Genomic DNA, 17,217 nt, shown 5'->3' with positions numbered 1-17,217 from the left:
TGAATCGAAAATGACCAATCGGTCAAATGGGATTACAGAAGGAGTTGATTATGTCACACACTATTTCTCTGGCACTGGACGGCTTGTCCTGCGGCCACTGTGTCAAACGTGTCAAAGAGGCACTGGAACAACGTGATGATGTTGACCAGGCCAACGTGACCCAACAGGAAGCGCAGGTTTCCGGTCACGCAGATGCGGCCGCGCTGATCGCCACCGTGGAGCAGGCGGGTTATCACGCGACGCTGAAAACCGCGGACGCTTCCCCAAAGTCTGAACCGTTGACAGCATCAGAGCCGCCGCCGGAGGCGCTGACAACGGAGACTGCTTCCCGTCCGGCAGAAACAACCCTCCCCACCCATATGCTGCTGATTGAGGGCATGACCTGCGCCAGCTGCGTGAGTCGGGTGGAAAAAGCGCTGCAGCAGGTCGCAGGCGTCAGCCAGGCGCGCGTCAATCTCGGCGAACGCAGTGCGCTGGTGCTGGGCGACGCTGATCCGCAGCAGCTGGTAGCGGCCGTCGATGCCGCGGGTTACGGCGCACAGGTGGTGGATGACGAGCAGGAGCGACGTGAGAAACAGCAGCTCAGCGCCCGCAGCGCGATGCGGCGTTTCAGCTGGCAGGCTGCTGTCGCCCTGGCGTTTGGCCTGCCGCTGATGATCTGGGGCATGGTGGGCGACAACATGATGCTCACCGACCACAACCACGGCGTCTGGCTGACGCTGGGCATCGTGACTCTGCTGATCATGATCGTCACCGGCAGCCATTTTTATCGCAGTGCCTGGCGCAGTTTACGCAATGGCAGCGCCACCATGGATACGCTGGTGGCACTCGGCACAGGCGCCGCCTGGATTTACTCCTTTAGCGTGGTGCTGTGGCCCGACTTTTTCCCGCCACAGGCGCGCCATCTCTATTTCGAAGCCAGCGTCATGATCCTGGGCCTGATCAATCTGGGGCATGCCCTGGAGCAGCGGGCGCGCCAGCGATCTTCTAAAGCGCTGGAAAGATTGCTGGATCTGACGCCAGCCCAGGCGCGGCAGGTTGATCAACAGGGCGACAGGCTGATTCCGGTCAGCGAAGTGCAGCCCGGCATGACGCTGCGCCTGGTCACCGGCGATCGGGTGCCGGTCGATGGCGAAATCGCTACCGGTGAAGCCTGGTTTGATGAAGCGATGCTGACCGGCGAGGCGGTGCCGCAAAGCAAGACCCCGGGCGCAGCCATCTTTGCCGGCACCCTGGTGCAGGATGGCTCGGTAGAATTTATCGCCCGGGCGACGGGTAATCACACCACCCTGTCGCGCATTATCCGGCTGGTGCGTCAGGCGCAGAGCAGCAAACCGGATGTGGGCCGCCTGGCGGATCGCATCTCCGCCGTTTTTGTCCCGGTGGTGGTGTTGATCGCACTGCTCAGCGGCGCAGTGTGGTATCTGTTCGGACCGCAGCCACAAATTGCCTACATGCTGGTGATCGCGACAACCGTGCTGATTATCGCCTGTCCTTGTGCGCTGGGCCTGGCGACGCCGATGTCGATTATTGCCGGTGTTGGCCGCGCCGCCGAGCTGGGGGTGCTGGTGCGCGACGCCGATGCCTTGCAGCGCGCCAGCCAAGTCGACACCCTGGTGTTTGATAAAACCGGCACACTCACTGCCGGCAAGCCGCAGGTCAGTGACGTGCAGGTCTGGGGCGATGCCACCCGTGAATCAGTATTAACGACCGCGGCTGCGCTGGAGTTCGCCTCGGGTCATCCGCTGGCGAAAGCGATTGTCGCCGAAGCGAAACTGACCCAGCCGCCTCTGTTAGCGCAATTTCGTACAATACGCGGCAAAGGGGTCAGCGGTAGTCTGGATGGCAGAACGCTGCTACTGGGTAATGCCGCGCTGATGCAGGATAACGGCGTCGATTACCAGGCGGCGGAAGCAGAGATTGCGCGGCTGACGCAACAGGGTGCAACGCCGGTGTTACTGGCTGAGCAGGGCCAGCTAACCGGGCTTATCGCGCTGCGCGATCAGCTTCGACCGGAAAGCGGCGCAGCTCTGAAGCGACTGCATCAGCAGGGTTATCGCCTGATTATGCTGACTGGCGACCATGAAAATACCGCGCGCGCCATTGCTGCCGAGGTCGGTATTGATGAAGTAATTGCGGGCGTGATGCCGGAAGGCAAAGCGGCTGCAATTGAACACTTACAGCAGCAGGGCCGTCGCGTCGCGATGGTGGGTGATGGCATCAATGACGCGCCCGCACTGGCGCAGGCCGATGTGGGCATTGCCATGGGTGGCGGCAGCGATGTGGCGGTGGAAACCGCGGGCATCACGTTGATGCGTGCCGACCTGAACAGCGTGGCAGACGCGTTAGCGCTCTCTTCCGCGACGCTGCGCAATATCCGGCAGAACCTGTTTGGGGCATTTATCTATAACAGCATCGGCATTCCGGTGGCAGCGGGTGTGCTCTATCCACTGACCGGTACCCTGCTCAGCCCGATTGTGGCGGGTGCAGCGATGGCGCTCTCCTCCATTACCGTGGTCAGCAATGCTAACCGCCTGCTGCGTTACCGGCCACCGCGCGAGTAATCGCCGTTTCAGCGCTGTTTTTCACGCGCTGAAGTCGCTAGCATGGGGTTTTGAATCGCAAAGGACCGGGAATGACAGGCAACATCTGGCGCTCACTGCGCGGCTTTATCAGCCAACTTTTTCCCGCCAGTTACCGCTGGCCTGCGATGGATGTACGGCTTGGCGATCGTCAGCTGCATCTGGTCGGCAGCATCCACATGGGGACGCGCGACATGCAGCCGTTGCCCGCCCGTCTGCTGCGTCAGTTGCAGCAGGCGGATGCACTGATTGTGGAAGCGGATATTACTCAGGGTGGTTCACCCTTTGATCACCACGGCGATCGTCCCGCGCTCTCCACCCGGCTGGATAGCCACGCGATGCAAACGCTCACCGCACTCTGTCAGGAGATGAGCCTCAATCTGAGCCTGTTTGATAATCTGCCCGCCTGGCAGGTGGCGCTGATGTTACAGGCGCAGCAGGCACAAAGACTGGGATTGCGACCTGACTACGGCATCGATTATCAGCTGTTGCAGGCCGCGAAAGGTCTGAACAAACCGGTGATTGAACTGGAAGGCGCAGAGGCGCAGATCGCCCTGCTGACTGCGCTGCCGGATGACGGCATGGCGTTGTTGCAGGATACGCTGCTGCACTGGCACACCAATGCGCGCCTGCTGCAGATGATGGTGAGCTGGTGGCTCGATACGCCGCCACGCCAGCCGGAAATCACCCTGCCCGCCACCTTCAGCCAGGCGCTGAATGATACGTTGATCGGTCAGCGAAATGCGCAGTGGCGTGACCGGCTTCAGGGATTATCAGCAGGAAACTATGTGGTAGCGGTCGGTGCTCTGCATCTCTACGGCGAAGATAACCTGCCTGAGATGCTGAAGAAGCCCTGAAAAAAAGAGAGCCGATAATATTATCGGCCCGTCAAAGAGGAATTTGTTTATGATTTTGGTTATCGCTCAGCAATCAGATTGCTGGCGCGCGGCTAATTTTCACTCAAAGAACAAAGTTTCGCCACCTTTTTCCACGATTCTGCGTAATAAGATTATTCTTAGTAAGGAACCTGTATGACGCCCGCCGTAAAATTGCTGGAAAAACAAAAAGTCAGCTTCACCCTGCATCCCTATGAGCATGACAGCAGCGAAACCCATTTTGGTGACGAAGCGGTACGTAAACTCAATCTGGATGCGCGCCAGGTCTATAAGACGCTGCTGGTGGCGCTGAATGGCGAGGCAAAACAGCTGGCAGTGGCGATTACGCCGGTATCGACGCAACTGGATCTCAAGAAAGTGGCAAAAGCGCTGGGCGCGAAGAAAGCGGATATGGCCGACCCACAGCTGGCCCAGCGGGTCACTGGCTATCTGGTGGGAGGCATCAGTCCGCTGGGCCAGAAAAAACGGCTGCCTACGGTGATCGACCACTCTGCCAGCGCGTTTGACGCCATGTTTATCTCAGGCGGCAAGCGTGGACTGGATATCGAACTGGCTCCCCGGGATCTTTCACGACTGCTGGACGCTCCGTTTGCGGATATCGCCCGCCACGACTAAACCCGTGGCTGTGCGCAGAGCTGATCGATCATCCAGCGACCCGCCGGACCGGGTGGCGTACGGCGTGACCAGACCACCTCAATGGCGATATGCTGCGGCCAGCCCGGCATCGACAACTCTTTCAGAACGCCATGACCAAACTGTTTCACCAGCCAGCGCGGCAGAATCGTCCAGCCAAATCCCTGCTCCGCCATCTCCAGCAGTAACAGATAGGTCGGTGCCGACCAGATGCGCCCCATTGGCGCGGGTTCAGATGCCTCAACCCAGGTATTTAATCGCAGGTGACGAACCCCTTCCAGCTCGCTCTCGCTCAGGGTCTTAAGCTGGGCCAGCGCATGATCGCGATGTAAAAAGACCGCCATCTGCGCTTCAACCTGCAGTCGCGCCACGGCAATATCCACCGGCAGATTGGGCTGTGCCCGCACCACGCCCAGATGTACCCGCCCGGCCTGCAGCAGATCCAGCACATCACCATCCTCGGCAATCATGACCTCCAGTTCAATCTCCGGATAACGGGCATCAAATTGCCTGAGCAGATGCTCGTGATGATCGGTTTGCCAGAAGTCTGACATGGCAAAACTGAGCCGGGGTTCAACGCCCTGCGACAGACGTATCGCCAGCGCATCCAGCCGCTCGCTGGCCGCCAGGATCTGCTGAACCTGAGGAATAACGCGGCGTCCCTGCTCGGTGAGGACCGGCTGCCGACCTGCCCGTTCAAACAGCGCAAAGCCGAGATCGTCTTCAAGACTGGCTACTGCCGCGCTGATGGTGGACTGACTTTTACCCAGCGCGCGCGCAGCGGCAGAGAAAGAACCGCTCGCCACAGTCTGCATAAAAGCCTCAAGGGATTCCGGGGAGTAACGCATCTGAACCATCGCTTTTTTCGATAGGTGTTCATTTTATCTTAGCATTCCGACGTGTGAAAATGTGCCGCATTATTGAAGGAGAACTCACAATGCGTACCCGCTCACTTAAAGAACGTATTCTTCATGCTGTCTGCTTTGAAACGCTGGCGATTCTGACCGTTTCGCCGCTGGCGGCATGGGCAATGAATAAACCGCTGTTTCAGATGGGATCGCTGGCGATTATGCTCTCTACGGTCGCGATGCTATGGAACATGATTTACAACAGCGGATTTGATCGCCTCTATGCGCCAGGCCAGAAACGTGGCCCGGGCGTGCGTGTATTACATGCGCTGGGATTTGAAGGCGGATTTATCCTGATTGGTCTGCCCATTGCCGCCTGGATGCTGGATATCTCTCTGGGTCAGGCTTTCCTGGTCGAAGTGGCTTTTTTCCTCTTCTTCCTGCCCTACACCATGGCCTACAACTGGGTGTGGGACAAACTGCGCGAGCGCTGGATCAGACGTCATCCCTGCCGGGCGTAAGAAAAACGGGAGGCGCAAGCGCCTCCCGGTCAGTTCAATGCGCGGCGGCTGTTTCATTCCCCCACGGCCAGATCCACGCCAGGATCATTTTGGGATAGTTACGCTTCCGCGCTTTTTCCGCAGCTTCATCCCGCGCCCGGATCTGCTCATCGGTCAGATGCACAATCTGCCCTTTCGGCTGATAGTCGCTGGCTTTGACCGGCGAGTGCGTCTTGATCCAGTCGCGCAACACCTGCGCATCGACTGCCCCGCTGTTGAGATAACCCGCATGATTATCCAGACGCGGATAACCGTCGCCGCCAGCCGCATTGAAGCTGTTGGTTGCCATGCGATAATGCTGCGCATCCTGCAGCGGTTTACCGTTAATGCTGACGTCGCTGACATGTTTACCGTCTGCGGTCAGGCTGATACCGGCAAACTGGGCGTAGCCACCTGAGTCAGGCTGAATATTGGCGACCACATCCAGATATTTTTTGATCTCCGCCCCGGTCAGGCTGACCGAGACCACCTGATTGCCAAACGGCTGGACCTGCAGCAGGTCACGCCAGCTCAGCTTGCCCGATTTCAGCGAGGTGCGAATACCGCCACCGCTCATCACCGCAAAATCGGCTTTGGTGTGCGCCATCTGGGCGCGCAGAATCAGCTGGCCGAGATTCGTCTGCTCAAAGCGAACCTGCTCTTTTTCACCGCTGAAGTTGCCGTCGGCGCTGCCGACATTCACGGTTAACTTCGCCTCAGCCCGTTTCTGGAATGGCATCAGCAGTTTCATCATGGCGGTGTTTTTCGGGATCTCTTCCTGCCAGGTGAGCCAGGTTTCGCTGCCATCCGCGTTCTTTATCTGATGTTTAAGGTTGACCGGCACCAGCTGATAAGCCTCCAGCGTCACCTGCCCGTTACGGAAGGTGAAGTCACCACGTCCGACATATTTGCCCCATTTATCCGCCTGCATAATCCAGATCCCGTTCTGCTGATCGGGTTTGCAGGGCTGGCCCGGCTGATAATTTTTAACGCTGACGTTCTCTTTTTCCATGCAGACCGCATCATGCGAATGACCACCCACAATCAGATCGATGGTGCCGGCAGGCAGGCTGCGCGCCAGGGTGACGTCATCAATGCCATTGCTGCCATGCTTACCGTCGTCATAGTGACCAAGGTGGGTCAGCGCGACAATCACGTCCGGCTTCTCTGTGGCGCGCAGTTCGGCAACCGCCTTCTCCGCCTCCGCAATCGGATCGCGGAACTCGGTATCCGTCAGGCCCGCCGGATTGGCCAGTTTCGCCGTATCCGGGGTGATCAGCCCGACCACCGCAATTTTCAGCCCGAGACGATTGAATACCGCCCAGGGCTTAAACAGGCGCTGACCGGTACTTTTCTGATAAACGTTGGCGGCGAGCAGCGGGAATCGCGCCCACTTCTCCTGCTTGCGCAGGACCGCGATGGGCTTGTCGAACTCATGGTTGCCCAGCGCCATGGCATCATAGCCAATCAGGTTCATCGCGCGAAAATCGGGTTCAGCGTCCAGCTCATCGGACTCCGGTACGCCCGTGTTCACATCACCGGCAGAGAGAATCAATGCGCCGCCGCCTCTGGACTGCACATCGTAGCGCATCGTATCCATCAAGGTTTTCTGCGCCGCCAGACCATATTCACCCTGCTCAGTAAACCAGAAATGACCATGCTCATCGTTGGTGTGCAGCAGGCTGAAACGATAGGTGCGATCGGCCTGGGCGGCCTGTGAAAACAGCGGCATCAGGGCCACCAGTAGTGCCACGCCCGCCCCTGTCCATTTAGATAACAACACTGTGATTCTCCTTAATTTGCCGTCTGGCCCGATTTTACTGCCGGTTTGCCCCACTGTGTCGCACATTCCCCCGGCGAACTCAAGGCCAACGCACATTCGCCTGTCTCTGTATGCCACTCTTTTTATCTCCGGACCGCTTTTGCTGAGCATGACAACAGCCGCAAGGCCGCGCCCGTGTCAGACTGGTTTGTTCCGGATAAGCCAGAACGGGTAGCCAGACCTGTTGTTAACCAGTTGTTTACTCCTGCAAAAGTGCCGCTGACGGGCTTTACCCTGTCTGTGCGCGCATTTAACCCTTATTTGTGTCATACCCACGGCATTTAAGGATGCTAATTTTTATTTACCCGGACCGCTTTAAACCGTCAAATCAGCCAATATTATGGATAATGAACAAAAACACCCTTTCGATTGTGCATTTGACTTTTTTTCCTGCTTTTTTAGGGTATTCCCGCAAATTGCTCAGCGAAAGAATAGATTTTGTTTTAAACTCATTTGTTACAAGCGGATACATTTGTATACAAGGAGACAGGCATGCATCACACCACACCGTTGATCACTACCATTGTCGGAGCACTGGTTCTGGCATTTCTCCTTGGGATGCTGGCGAACCGCCTGCGTATTTCGCCCCTGGTTGGCTACCTGATGGCAGGCGTGCTGGCTGGACCCTTTACTCCCGGCTTTGTTGCCGATACCAATCTGGCTCCTGAACTGGCAGAACTCGGCGTGATTCTGCTGATGTTTGGTGTCGGCCTGCACTTCTCAATGAAAGATCTCATGTCGGTAAAGTCGATAGCCATTCCCGGTGCCATCGCACAGATCGCGGTCGCGACGTTACTGGGAATGGGCTTATCGTGGACGCTGGGATGGTCGTGGATGACCGGCCTGGTGTTTGGTCTCTGCCTCTCTACCGCCAGTACCGTGGTGTTACTGCGCGCGCTTGAAGAGCGGCAACTGATCGATAGCCAGCGCGGGCAGATTGCGATTGGCTGGCTGATTGTTGAAGATCTGGTGATGGTGCTGACACTGGTGCTGCTGCCTGCGATTGCCGGCATGATGGAACAGGGCAATGCCAGCGCCGGACTGCTGGCCTGGGACCTGCTGTGGACCATCGGCAAAGTCGCCGCCTTTATGGTGCTGATGATGGTGGTGGGACGGCGTGCCGTCCCCTGGATCCTCGCCCGCAGCGCCGCCACCGGCTCGCGTGAGCTGTTTACTCTGGCGGTATTAGCGCTGGCGCTGGGCATCGCCTTTGGTGCTGTTGAATTCTTTGATGTTTCGTTTGCGCTGGGCGCTTTCTTTGCCGGTATGGTGCTGAACGAATCGGAACTGAGCCACCGCGCCGCGCGCGATACGCTGCCGCTGCGTGATGCCTTTGCCGTGCTGTTCTTTGTCTCGGTCGGCATGCTGTTTGACCCGTCGATTCTGGTGACGCAGCCGCTGGCAGTGCTGGGCGCGCTGGTGATTATTGTGGTGGGTAAATCTGTCGCCGCCTGGCTGCTGGTGTCGCTGCTCGGCCATTCACGTCGTACGGCGTTGACCATTTCGGTCAGTCTGGCGCAGATTGGTGAATTCGCCTTTATTCTGGCCGGTCTGGGTATCTCGCTGGGCCTGCTGACTGACGAGGGCCGCAACCTGGTGCTGGCCGCCGCCATCCTGTCGATTATGCTTAATCCGATCCTGTTTACCCTGCTGGAGCGTTTCCTGGCGAAAACGGAGACGATGGAAGAGCAGACGCTGGAAGAGGCGATTGAAGAAGAGAAGCAGATCCCGGTGGATTTCTGCAATCACGCGGTAATTGTAGGTTACGGCCGGGTGGGCAGTCTGATTGGTCAGAAGCTGCTTGAGGCCAATGTTCCGCTGGTGGTAGTTGAAAACTCCCGCGCCCGTGTTGAAGCGCTGCGCGAGCGCGGTATTAAGGCGGTGCTGGGTAATGCAGCCCGCGCTGACACCATGGAACTGGCCCGACTCGACTGCGCCCGCTGGCTGTTACTGACTATTCCGAATGGCTATGAAGCGGGTGAAGTGGTCACCGCCGCGCGTGAAAAACATCAGAATATCGAGATTATCGCCCGCGCCCACTATGACGATGAAGTCGAGTACATCATGGAACGGGGTGCCACCCGTGTGGTGATGGGCGAACGTGAGATCGCCAGCAGTATGCTGCAAATCCTGCAGGATGAGATGACCCAGGGCGAAGATTTACAGCCCTGCGATGTCGTGCGCTGATTCGTGTTAAGCAAAACCTGGCAGGCTACTGATCTATCAAAACCAGGGTAAATTTTACCGCAACGAATAAACTCAACACGCAGGGAACACGGGCAGAAGAGGAAAGCGTCCCGCCGACCGGGACAAAAACGCCGGGAGCGTTTTTGAACAACGCAATGCGTTGGCCCGGCTACGGGCGCACCTCAGGGATGAGGTGCGTAGTCGTGCGGGCCGAGCGGCCATGGATGGCTTAACCGACTTTCCGATCTGACCGTGTTCCCTGAGCAGGCTCGATCTCATCGCTAACCGAGCCAGACATTGCCAGTCTTCTAAGGCCCTTCTCTTCAGAAGGGCTTTTTTATGCGCGGCAGCTGCCAGCTTTACCGATCCCAGTAAGACTCTTCCAGACTGTCTTCCCGCTCCGGCAGGCCGCGGGTCAGACGCGGCGAATGCTGATTCAGCACCTGGTAGCTGACGCGGTTGGCATATTTACATACCTGCGCCAGCGATGAGTAGGTCAGGTAAGGACGCGCATGTTTGCTGGAGTTTGGCACATTCAGGCTGTGATAGTTGTTGGCGGTGATGTCATGCAGTAACGCCGCCAGCGCACCATCTCCGGCGCCGTTGGTGTTCATGATCTTTTCCGGTCCGCCCATATAAGGCGCGATGTGCGAGAAAATGCGCAGCGGCTGCTGGCAATCCTGCTGGCGCATCACCCGGCTGAACTCATACTGGTTGAATTCAGCAATCGCGCCAGGCAGCAGCGGATGGTTGGTTTTGCGTTTGAACTCTTCTTCGGTGTAACCCGCCATATAGAGCCCAATCGGGCCAGCAGTACACAGCACCAGATCGACCCAGTCCAGCGCCATATTGGCGGCGAGCAGCGGATCGCTTTCGCCGGTCAGCGCCAGCGCTTCCTCTTCATTCATCGCCACGATGCTGACATGCTCGCGCAGGAAATCGCGCCAGAACTGAGGATTGTCGCCAATCACATGTTTGGTGCCCAGCGTCAGCACCACCGGCACGTTGTGGCGTTTGGCATACTCAATCGCCCGTAACGTTGCCTGAGGCATCGGTTCACCTTCGGCACAGCGCACCAGATAGGAGGTCAGTACCAGCGCAGAGGCTCCGGCGATCACCTCTTCCGGTACGTTATCCGGATGCAGCTGGTTCATCTGGCCGGGGCTGATAGCAAAGGTTCGCTCGCCATGTTCGCCAATCAGCGTAAAGCAGCGTCCAATGGCGCCATCCACGCCCTGCAGATAGTTAAGATCGACCCGGCTTGAGGTGTTACAGAGATAGCGATAGGCGTAGCCGCCAATCTGGATGTTATTGCACATGACGCCCAGCAGCACGGAGCGGTCATCGGCCAGCACCGAGAAATTATGCAGCGTGTTACCGATGGTGCCACCAGCAAACTGATGGGTGATCAGCGCTTCCTGCATCAGCTCGTTGTACAACGCTTCCGCGACGGCATTATCGATAACCAGCGAGTGCCCGGCACTCAGGCCATAACGTGCGAGAAAAGCGTCATCGACTTTGGCTTCGATATCCACCAGCGTCTGGTCGATACCCACTACCCAGCTGCCTGCATCAACGTCGTGCTGGGCGGGCTGTAACAGGGGGTCGCGTGCGCTGACGGGAAAGTAGTGTTTGGATTTGCGTTTGCCGGGAAATTTCATCGGGAGGTGCCGTCTGGAAAAACAGGCGGAGAATGATATCACACTCTCCGCCTGCGCTTTAACGGCGTGCGTCGACCAGTTGCACCATCATGTCGATATGCGCCTCATCGGCATTCAGCGCAGGGATATACTCAAACTTCTCACCCCCGGCATGCATAAAGATTTCGCAGTTTTCACCACTGATCTCTTCCAGCGTCTCCAGGCAGTCTGACGAGAAGCCCGGGCTCATCACCTGAACATGTTTGATCCCTTTAGCGGGCAGGCTTTCCATGGTTTTATCGGTGTAGGGCATCAGCCACGGCTCACGACCAAAACGCGACTGGAAGGTCATCATATACTGATCATCACGCAGGCCCAGCGCTTTGACCAGGGCCGCCGTGGTATCCGCACAGCGCTGCGGGTAGTCATCGCCTTCGTTAGCAAAACGCTGCGGAATGCCGTGGAAGGATAACACCAGCAGATCGGGCTGACCGTGCCGCTCAAAGGATCGCTCCACCGTCGCTTTCAGCGCGGCGATATAGGCCGGATGTTCGGCGTAGTCGCGGATAAACTGCACATCAGGCAGCGAGCGGTAATCTTTGAATACCGCGGTCAGGCCGTCCCACACTGCCGCCACGGTGGAGCAGGAGAATTGCGGATAGAGCGGCAGCACAATCAGGCGGGTCACGCCCTGCGCCATTAGCTTATCAACCGCGCTTTTCAGGCTTGGATTACCGTAGCTCATGCCCACCTCGACGGGCATATCGACCCGTGCCGCCAGCGCATCGCGCTGACGCATGCTGTAAACCAGCAGCGGTGAACCGCCTTCCATCCAGACCGATGCGTAGAGCTTAGAGACGCGCGGCGAGCGAAACGGCAGAATAACGGCATTGAGAACCGGCCACCAGAGCCAGCGCGGCGCATCGACCACGCGCGGATCGCTTAAAAACTGTTTCAGATAGCGTTTAACTGCAGGTGTGGTGGGCGCGTCTGGCGTACCTAAATTAACCAATAACACGCCGGCCTTATCTTGCCTCATTTGAGTTCCTTGATAACAACGGGGATGCGTGAAAACGGGAAAATTGTAGCGGAATTAGTGGGAGGTAAAAGCGATTACTGCAAAAGGGGCCAGTAATACCGGCCCCTATGAACTTAGCCCAGGATCTTAGCCAGCTCGGCACTGACTTCGGTCACCTTACGGGTGCCGTCGATTTTGTGATAGGCAGTGTTGCCCGCTTCCGCTTCTTTGCTGTAGTAAGCAATCAGCGGCGCGGTCATCTGATGATATTCCACCAGGCGCTTACGCACGGTCTCTTCCTGATCGTCTTTACGCATGGTCAGCTCTTCGCCGGTCACATCATCTTTGCCTTCCACTTTCGGTGGATTAAAAGTGACGTGATAAACGCGGCCTGATGGCGTGTGAACGCGACGGCCCACGATACGCTCAACGATCAGTTCATCCGGTACGGCGAACTCCAGCACGTGATCAACGGTGATCCCGGCCTCTTTCATTGCATCTGCCTGAGGAATGGTGCGCGGGAAACCGTCCAGCAGGAAACCGTTTTTGCAGTCTTCCTGGGTGATACGCTCTTTGACCAGCGCAATCACCAGCTCATCGGTCACCAGTTTGCCAGCATCCATGATGGCTTTCGCCTGGTTGCCCAGCTCGCTGCCTGCTTTTACTGCTGCACGCAACATGTCGCCGGTGGAGATTTGCGGAATGCCATACTTCTCCATGATGAATTGGGCCTGAGTCCCCTTACCTGCGCCCGGAGCTCCGAGCAGAATAATACGCATTGCGTAAATCCCCTTGCGAATCGCATTGATCTATCTTAGAAGCGAAAGAACATACCATTATGACCCGCTCATCACAAGGAAGGGCGCGGATCGCGCAGGGCGACCTGAGCTGCTTTTTGGCCCTGCCCCCTACCCGCCTGGCCTGCCGGACGCTTTTTCAGATTTACCGCCTGAGCCGAGCAGGAATTGCAGTCGTCGGCTCAGATGATGGGTCATATTCACGCTTTTTTTGCCGCTGCCGCGCACGTTAGCATTCAGCAGCAGCCGCGCCTGCTGCGGCCATTTCACCACATCTTCCGCATCTGACAGCGATGTGATCACGGAGGCCGGGACATTAAAGCTGGCAAACGGCAAACCGGGCTGATGGCAGGAGTTCAGCGGCAGCGGGTCTGACAGGGAGAGCGCATCGACGGTGGCGGCATTGTAAGGCCGCCAGTGCGGATCGTCGAAGCGGCGCAGTGCCTCATGCGTGGCGGTCAGGGTCAGCCCCTGTTCGAAAAGCCGCAGTTCGCTGCGCACCAGCGTACTGAAGTCATGTGTCCGCAACGCCACCAGCACCAGATCGCTGCAGATCTCGGCGTGGCGATCCAGTCGGGTGACAAACAGATGGGCTTCGTCGATCAGTTTCTGATGCAGCACGCTGGCAAAACTCTCGCTCGCCTCCGTCACGCCCTGGTTCTGGCAATCCCGCAGCGGACGCACGCGGCCATTGGGCAATTCGACATGTGGTACCAGCATGATGCTGCCTGCGATCAGCGGAACTGCTGGCAGGATGTTGAGTTCGGTTACCGGAAAGTGCGAGGCGTAACGGTGCTGATTGCGCGCCTGTTCCTGCCGCAGAAAGAGCTGAGAAAGAAGGACCTGCGCCACATGCAGCGAGGGCGCGAAGAAGAGATCGAACTGCTCCAGCCGGTAAAAGCGTGAGAGCGCCAGGCGTAACCGATGGCGCGCCTCTGCTGAAGTTTCAGAGGATAAAGAGCGGTGTGCCATGGTTGTCTCGCTTCGGGGAGTGTGCGGCGTGAACGCAGGTTAAGCGAGGCGGAATACCCTGAAAAATCACAGATATAAGGCTGAGTCAACCCGCCATAATTTGCCCTACAGAGTAGGTCAATGCGGCTGGACTTTAAAATGATATAAATTGACAATCCCTGTTAGATTTTTGCACAGGGGAAGAGGATGAACAGACTGCCGCCACTGAGAGCGCTGCACTATTTTCACCAGGCAGCCTTACACAGCAGTTTTAGCGTGGCGGCTGAACATCTGCATGTTACGCACAGCGCCATCAGCCATCAGATTCGCCAGCTGGAGAGCTGGATGGGCAAACCACTTTTTATCCGCAGCCATGGCCGCGTGAAACTGACCTCACACGGTGAACGTCTGCTGCTGAGCTGTCAGCAGGCGTTCAGTGAGTTGCGCAGCAGCTGCGAAAGCATTCGTACCGGGCTGCTTCAGCAGATTCGGGTCTCCTGCGCCCCCAGCTTTTTGTCGCAATGGCTGATTCCCCGTATCGCCAGTTTTTATCAACGCTATCCGGAGATTGAGGTTCACTTCCAGCCGCTGACGCAGATCTCGCAACTGCGCAGCGAACATGTGGATGTGCTGATCCTCAGTCACGGCGAGCCCCCTGAATCTGACATAGACGCCACGCTGGTCAGCGAGGATGAGATTGGGCCGCTCTGCGCACCTCACTTTGCTTCGCAACTGCGGGTCGGCGAGGATCTGGCCGCGATGCCCCTGCTGCATGCGGATACCCGGCTGCACGCCTGGTCAGAGTGGGCGGACAAAGCTGGGGTCAGTGGCCGCTTTAACGGCGGAAAGCATTTTGAGAGTCTGACACTGGGGATTCAGGCCGCACGAAGTGGTCTTGGCGTCCTGATGGCACCCCGTTTGCTGGTACGCAAAGAGCTGGAGGATGGCACGCTGCTTGCGCCGCTTGGCTTTGTACGCGTCGAGCGGGCCACATGGATGATGATAAAGCAGAGCCGTCGGCACGATACGGAGATCAGCCTGTTTCGCGACTGGCTGCAGGATGCCGCAAAACCATAAAAAAAGCCGGTGAGGGTCACCGGCTTCAGACAGCTGACAAATTTACTGCTTTTTAACCCTGAAATCCCGCTCACAATCAGCGCTGACTGATTCAGACAGACGGCATCAGAGTCAATGCGATGGGAGCATACGCCTGGAGCAAAGCATCGCGGGCCATGGATGGCCCGCGCTGAGCCCGCCAGGGATGGCGGCTTTTTGCGTCTTTGCGGAGGGCGTATGCTCCCTGAGCCAGCATCGTAGCTGCAACTTCAGGCCGGTGAAAACCACCGGCCTGTTGCCGTTATGCGGTCAGCAACTGGTTCATGCGGCGGATAAACTGGTTAGGATCGTCCAGCGTGCCGCGCTCGGCCAGCAAGGCCTGATCCAGCAGCAGCTCAATCCACTCACCGAAGCGTGCTTCATCCTGCGTATCCGCAACACGTTTCACCAGCGGATGATCCGGGTTGATTTCGAACAGGTACTTCACTTCCGGCACTTCCTGTCCGGCCGCGGCAAACAGCTTCGCCATCTGCGTGGTCATCTCGTTGGCGTCGGTGGTGACAATCGCCGGAGTATCGGTCAGGCGATGCGTCAGACGCACCTCTTTCACACGTTCGCCCAGCAGAGTTTTCACCCGCTCAACAAAAGGCTCCAGCGCTTTTTCCGCCTCTTTCTGCTCTTCAGTCTCTTCATCCGCCAGCTTGCTCAGCGATTCATCCGCTTTGCTGACTGACTGGAAGGTTTTACCATCGAACTCAGTGAGATAGCTCATCATCCATTCGTCGATGCGATCGGAGAGCAGCAGCACCTCAATGCCTTTTTTGCGGAACAGTTCCAGATGCGGGCTGCTCTTCGCGGCGGCATAGCTGTCAGCGGTGATGTAGTAAATCTTCTCCTGACCTTCCACCATGCGGCTGACGTAATCTTCCAGCGAAATGGTCTGTGCTGAACCTTCGCTCTGGGTAGTGGCGAAACGCAGCAGCTTAGCGATCGTCTCCTGGTTAGCGTGATCTTCCGCCGGGCCCTCTTTCAGCACCAGACCAAACTCATTCCAGAAGGTCTGGTATTTCTCGTTGTCATCTTTCGCCAGTTTTTCCAGCATCTGCAGGGTCCGCTTCGTCAGCGCGGCGCGCAGACTCTGGGTCACGCGGCTATCCTGCAGGATCTCACGGGAGACGTTCAGCGGCAGATCGTTGGAGTCAATCAGGCCACGCACAAAGCGCAGATAGTTCGGCATAAACTGCTCAGCGTCATCCATGATAAAGACGCGCTGTACGTAGAGTTTCAGGCCATGTTTCTGATCGCGGTTCCACATATCAAATGGCGCACGCGCCGGAATGTAGAGCAGGCTGGTATATTCCTGCTTACCTTCCACCCGATTGTGGCTCCAGGCGACCGGATCGCTGTAATCGTGGGCGATATGCTTGTAGAACTCGTTGTACTCTTCGTCGCTGATCTCAGATTTGTTGCGGGTCCACAGCGCCTGGGCTTTGTTAATCTTCTCCCAGTGTGTCCCTTCGCCTTCTTCATCTTTGCTTTCGATCTCAACCGGCAGCGCGATGTGATCGGAATATTTGCTGATGATGTTGCGCACGCGCCATGCATCCAGGAACTCATCCTCGCCTTCGCGCAGATGCAGGGTGATCTCGGTACCGCGATCGGCTTTCTCAATCTCAGCCAGGGTATATTCGCCCTCGCCTGCGGATTCCCAGAACACGCCTTCTTCGGCTGACGCGCCCGCGGCACGGGTACGCACAGTGACTTTATCCGCCACGATGAATGCAGAATAGAAACCGACACCGAACTGACCAATCAGCTGGCTATCTTTCGCCTGATCGGAGCCCAGCGATTCAAGGAAGGATTTGGTGCCTGACTTGGCGATAGTCCCGAGGTTCTCAATGACCTCATCGCGACGCATACCGATACCGTTGTCGCTGAGCGTAATGGTACGGTTGTCCTTATCAACAGAGAGACGAACATGCAGCTCGCCATCACCTTCATACAGGCTGGAATCTGACAGGGCACGGAAGCGCAGTTTGTCTGCCGCATCCGAGGCGTTGGAGATCAGCTCACGCAGGAAAATTTCTTTGTTTGAATAGAGAGAATGGATCATCAGGTGCAGAAGTTGTTTTACTTCCGACTGAAAGCCACGGGTCTCTTGTCCTTTCATGGTCATTGCTACCTCAACAAAACAGGTTGAACAAACGTTGAGGTTGATGTGGGGGTGACAGGGAGATTTTCAAGCCGG

The 17,217-nt window shown here is 57.3% G+C and carries 13 protein-coding genes; 6 read left to right on the top strand and 7 right to left on the bottom strand.

Translation table 11 applies throughout. The features are described 5' to 3' along the window. Positions 1-50: 50 nt before the first annotated feature. The 3 genes from copA to ybaK all read left to right on the top strand — a co-directional run bounded on the left by copA (position 51) and on the right by ybaK (position 4,093). The gene (copA, locus tag HFD95_RS04010) at positions 51-2,564 is read left to right on the top strand and encodes a copper-exporting P-type ATPase CopA (protein WP_167429850.1); all 2,514 of its coding nucleotides are present in this window, start codon (positions 51-53) and stop codon (positions 2,562-2,564) included. A 71-nt stretch (positions 2,565-2,635) separates the two neighbouring features. Continuing rightward, positions 2,636-3,439 (top strand): TraB/GumN family protein, encoded by an 804-nt coding sequence (locus tag HFD95_RS04005; protein ID WP_064704609.1) that lies wholly within the window; start codon positions 2,636-2,638, stop codon positions 3,437-3,439. Positions 3,440-3,613: 174 nt separating this feature from the next. Further along, positions 3,614-4,093, top strand: coding sequence for a Cys-tRNA(Pro)/Cys-tRNA(Cys) deacylase YbaK (ybaK, locus tag HFD95_RS04000; protein WP_010259070.1), 480 nt, complete (start codon positions 3,614-3,616; stop codon positions 4,091-4,093). Here ybaK and HFD95_RS03995 read toward each other — a convergent pair. Then, the gene (locus tag HFD95_RS03995; RefSeq protein ID WP_010259071.1) at positions 4,090-4,959 is read right to left on the bottom strand and encodes a LysR family transcriptional regulator; all 870 of its coding nucleotides are present in this window, start codon (positions 4,957-4,959) and stop codon (positions 4,090-4,092) included. The two genes, ybaK and HFD95_RS03995, sit on opposite strands and share 4 nt — an antisense overlap. A gap of 89 nt (positions 4,960-5,048) precedes the next feature. Between HFD95_RS03995 and HFD95_RS03990 the strand changes: the two genes are divergently transcribed. After that, a complete protein-coding gene (locus HFD95_RS03990) occupies positions 5,049-5,480 on the top strand; it encodes a multidrug/biocide efflux PACE transporter (RefSeq protein WP_022626100.1) in 432 nt (143 codons plus the stop codon). Positions 5,481-5,514: 34 nt separating this feature from the next. Here the strand turns inward: HFD95_RS03990 and ushA are convergent, their stop codons facing one another. Next, the gene (gene ushA, locus HFD95_RS03985; RefSeq protein WP_167429849.1) at positions 5,515-7,281 is read right to left on the bottom strand and encodes a bifunctional UDP-sugar hydrolase/5'-nucleotidase UshA; all 1,767 of its coding nucleotides are present in this window, start codon (positions 7,279-7,281) and stop codon (positions 5,515-5,517) included. A gap of 531 nt (positions 7,282-7,812) precedes the next feature. Between ushA and ybaL the strand changes: the two genes are divergently transcribed. Continuing rightward, positions 7,813-9,507, top strand: a complete 1,695-nt coding sequence (gene ybaL, locus HFD95_RS03980) for a YbaL family putative K(+) efflux transporter (protein WP_010259074.1) — start codon at positions 7,813-7,815, stop codon at positions 9,505-9,507. 359 nt (positions 9,508-9,866) lie between these two features. Here the strand turns inward: ybaL and HFD95_RS03975 are convergent, their stop codons facing one another. From HFD95_RS03975 to HFD95_RS03960, 4 genes are all read right to left on the bottom strand, one after another. Then, the gene (locus HFD95_RS03975) at positions 9,867-11,168 is read right to left on the bottom strand and encodes an inosine/guanosine kinase (protein ID WP_010255936.1); all 1,302 of its coding nucleotides are present in this window, start codon (positions 11,166-11,168) and stop codon (positions 9,867-9,869) included. A 58-nt stretch (positions 11,169-11,226) separates the two neighbouring features. Beyond that, positions 11,227-12,186: a ferrochelatase gene (hemH, locus tag HFD95_RS03970; protein WP_060679599.1), complete on the bottom strand. Its 960-nt coding sequence runs from the start codon at positions 12,184-12,186 to the stop codon at positions 11,227-11,229. Positions 12,187-12,299: 113 nt separating this feature from the next. After that, positions 12,300-12,944 (bottom strand): adenylate kinase, encoded by a 645-nt coding sequence (gene adk, locus HFD95_RS03965; RefSeq protein WP_010671225.1) that lies wholly within the window; start codon positions 12,942-12,944, stop codon positions 12,300-12,302. Between the two features lie 129 nt (positions 12,945-13,073). Continuing rightward, complete coding sequence (locus HFD95_RS03960; protein WP_010255933.1) at positions 13,074-13,934, bottom strand: DUF6024 family protein; 861 nt, start codon at positions 13,932-13,934, stop codon at positions 13,074-13,076. Between the two features lie 186 nt (positions 13,935-14,120). Between HFD95_RS03960 and HFD95_RS03955 the strand changes: the two genes are divergently transcribed. Continuing rightward, on the top strand, positions 14,121-14,990 hold the full coding sequence (locus HFD95_RS03955; RefSeq protein WP_167429848.1) for a LysR substrate-binding domain-containing protein: 870 nt from the start codon (positions 14,121-14,123) through the stop codon (positions 14,988-14,990). A gap of 280 nt (positions 14,991-15,270) precedes the next feature. On the opposite strand, the gene htpG is transcribed toward HFD95_RS03955, so the two are convergent. Further along, a complete protein-coding gene (gene htpG / locus HFD95_RS03950; RefSeq protein WP_029519428.1) occupies positions 15,271-17,145 on the bottom strand; it encodes a molecular chaperone HtpG in 1,875 nt (624 codons plus the stop codon). Between the last annotated feature and the right edge of the window lie 72 nt (positions 17,146-17,217).

The sequence above is a fragment of the Pantoea sp. EKM10T genome, from assembly GCF_011800685.1.
Classification (GTDB): Bacteria; Pseudomonadota; Gammaproteobacteria; order Enterobacterales; family Enterobacteriaceae; genus Pantoea; species Pantoea agglomerans.
The sequence above is the reverse complement of the archived record's forward strand: the minus strand, read 5'-3'. Positions and strand labels throughout refer to the sequence as shown.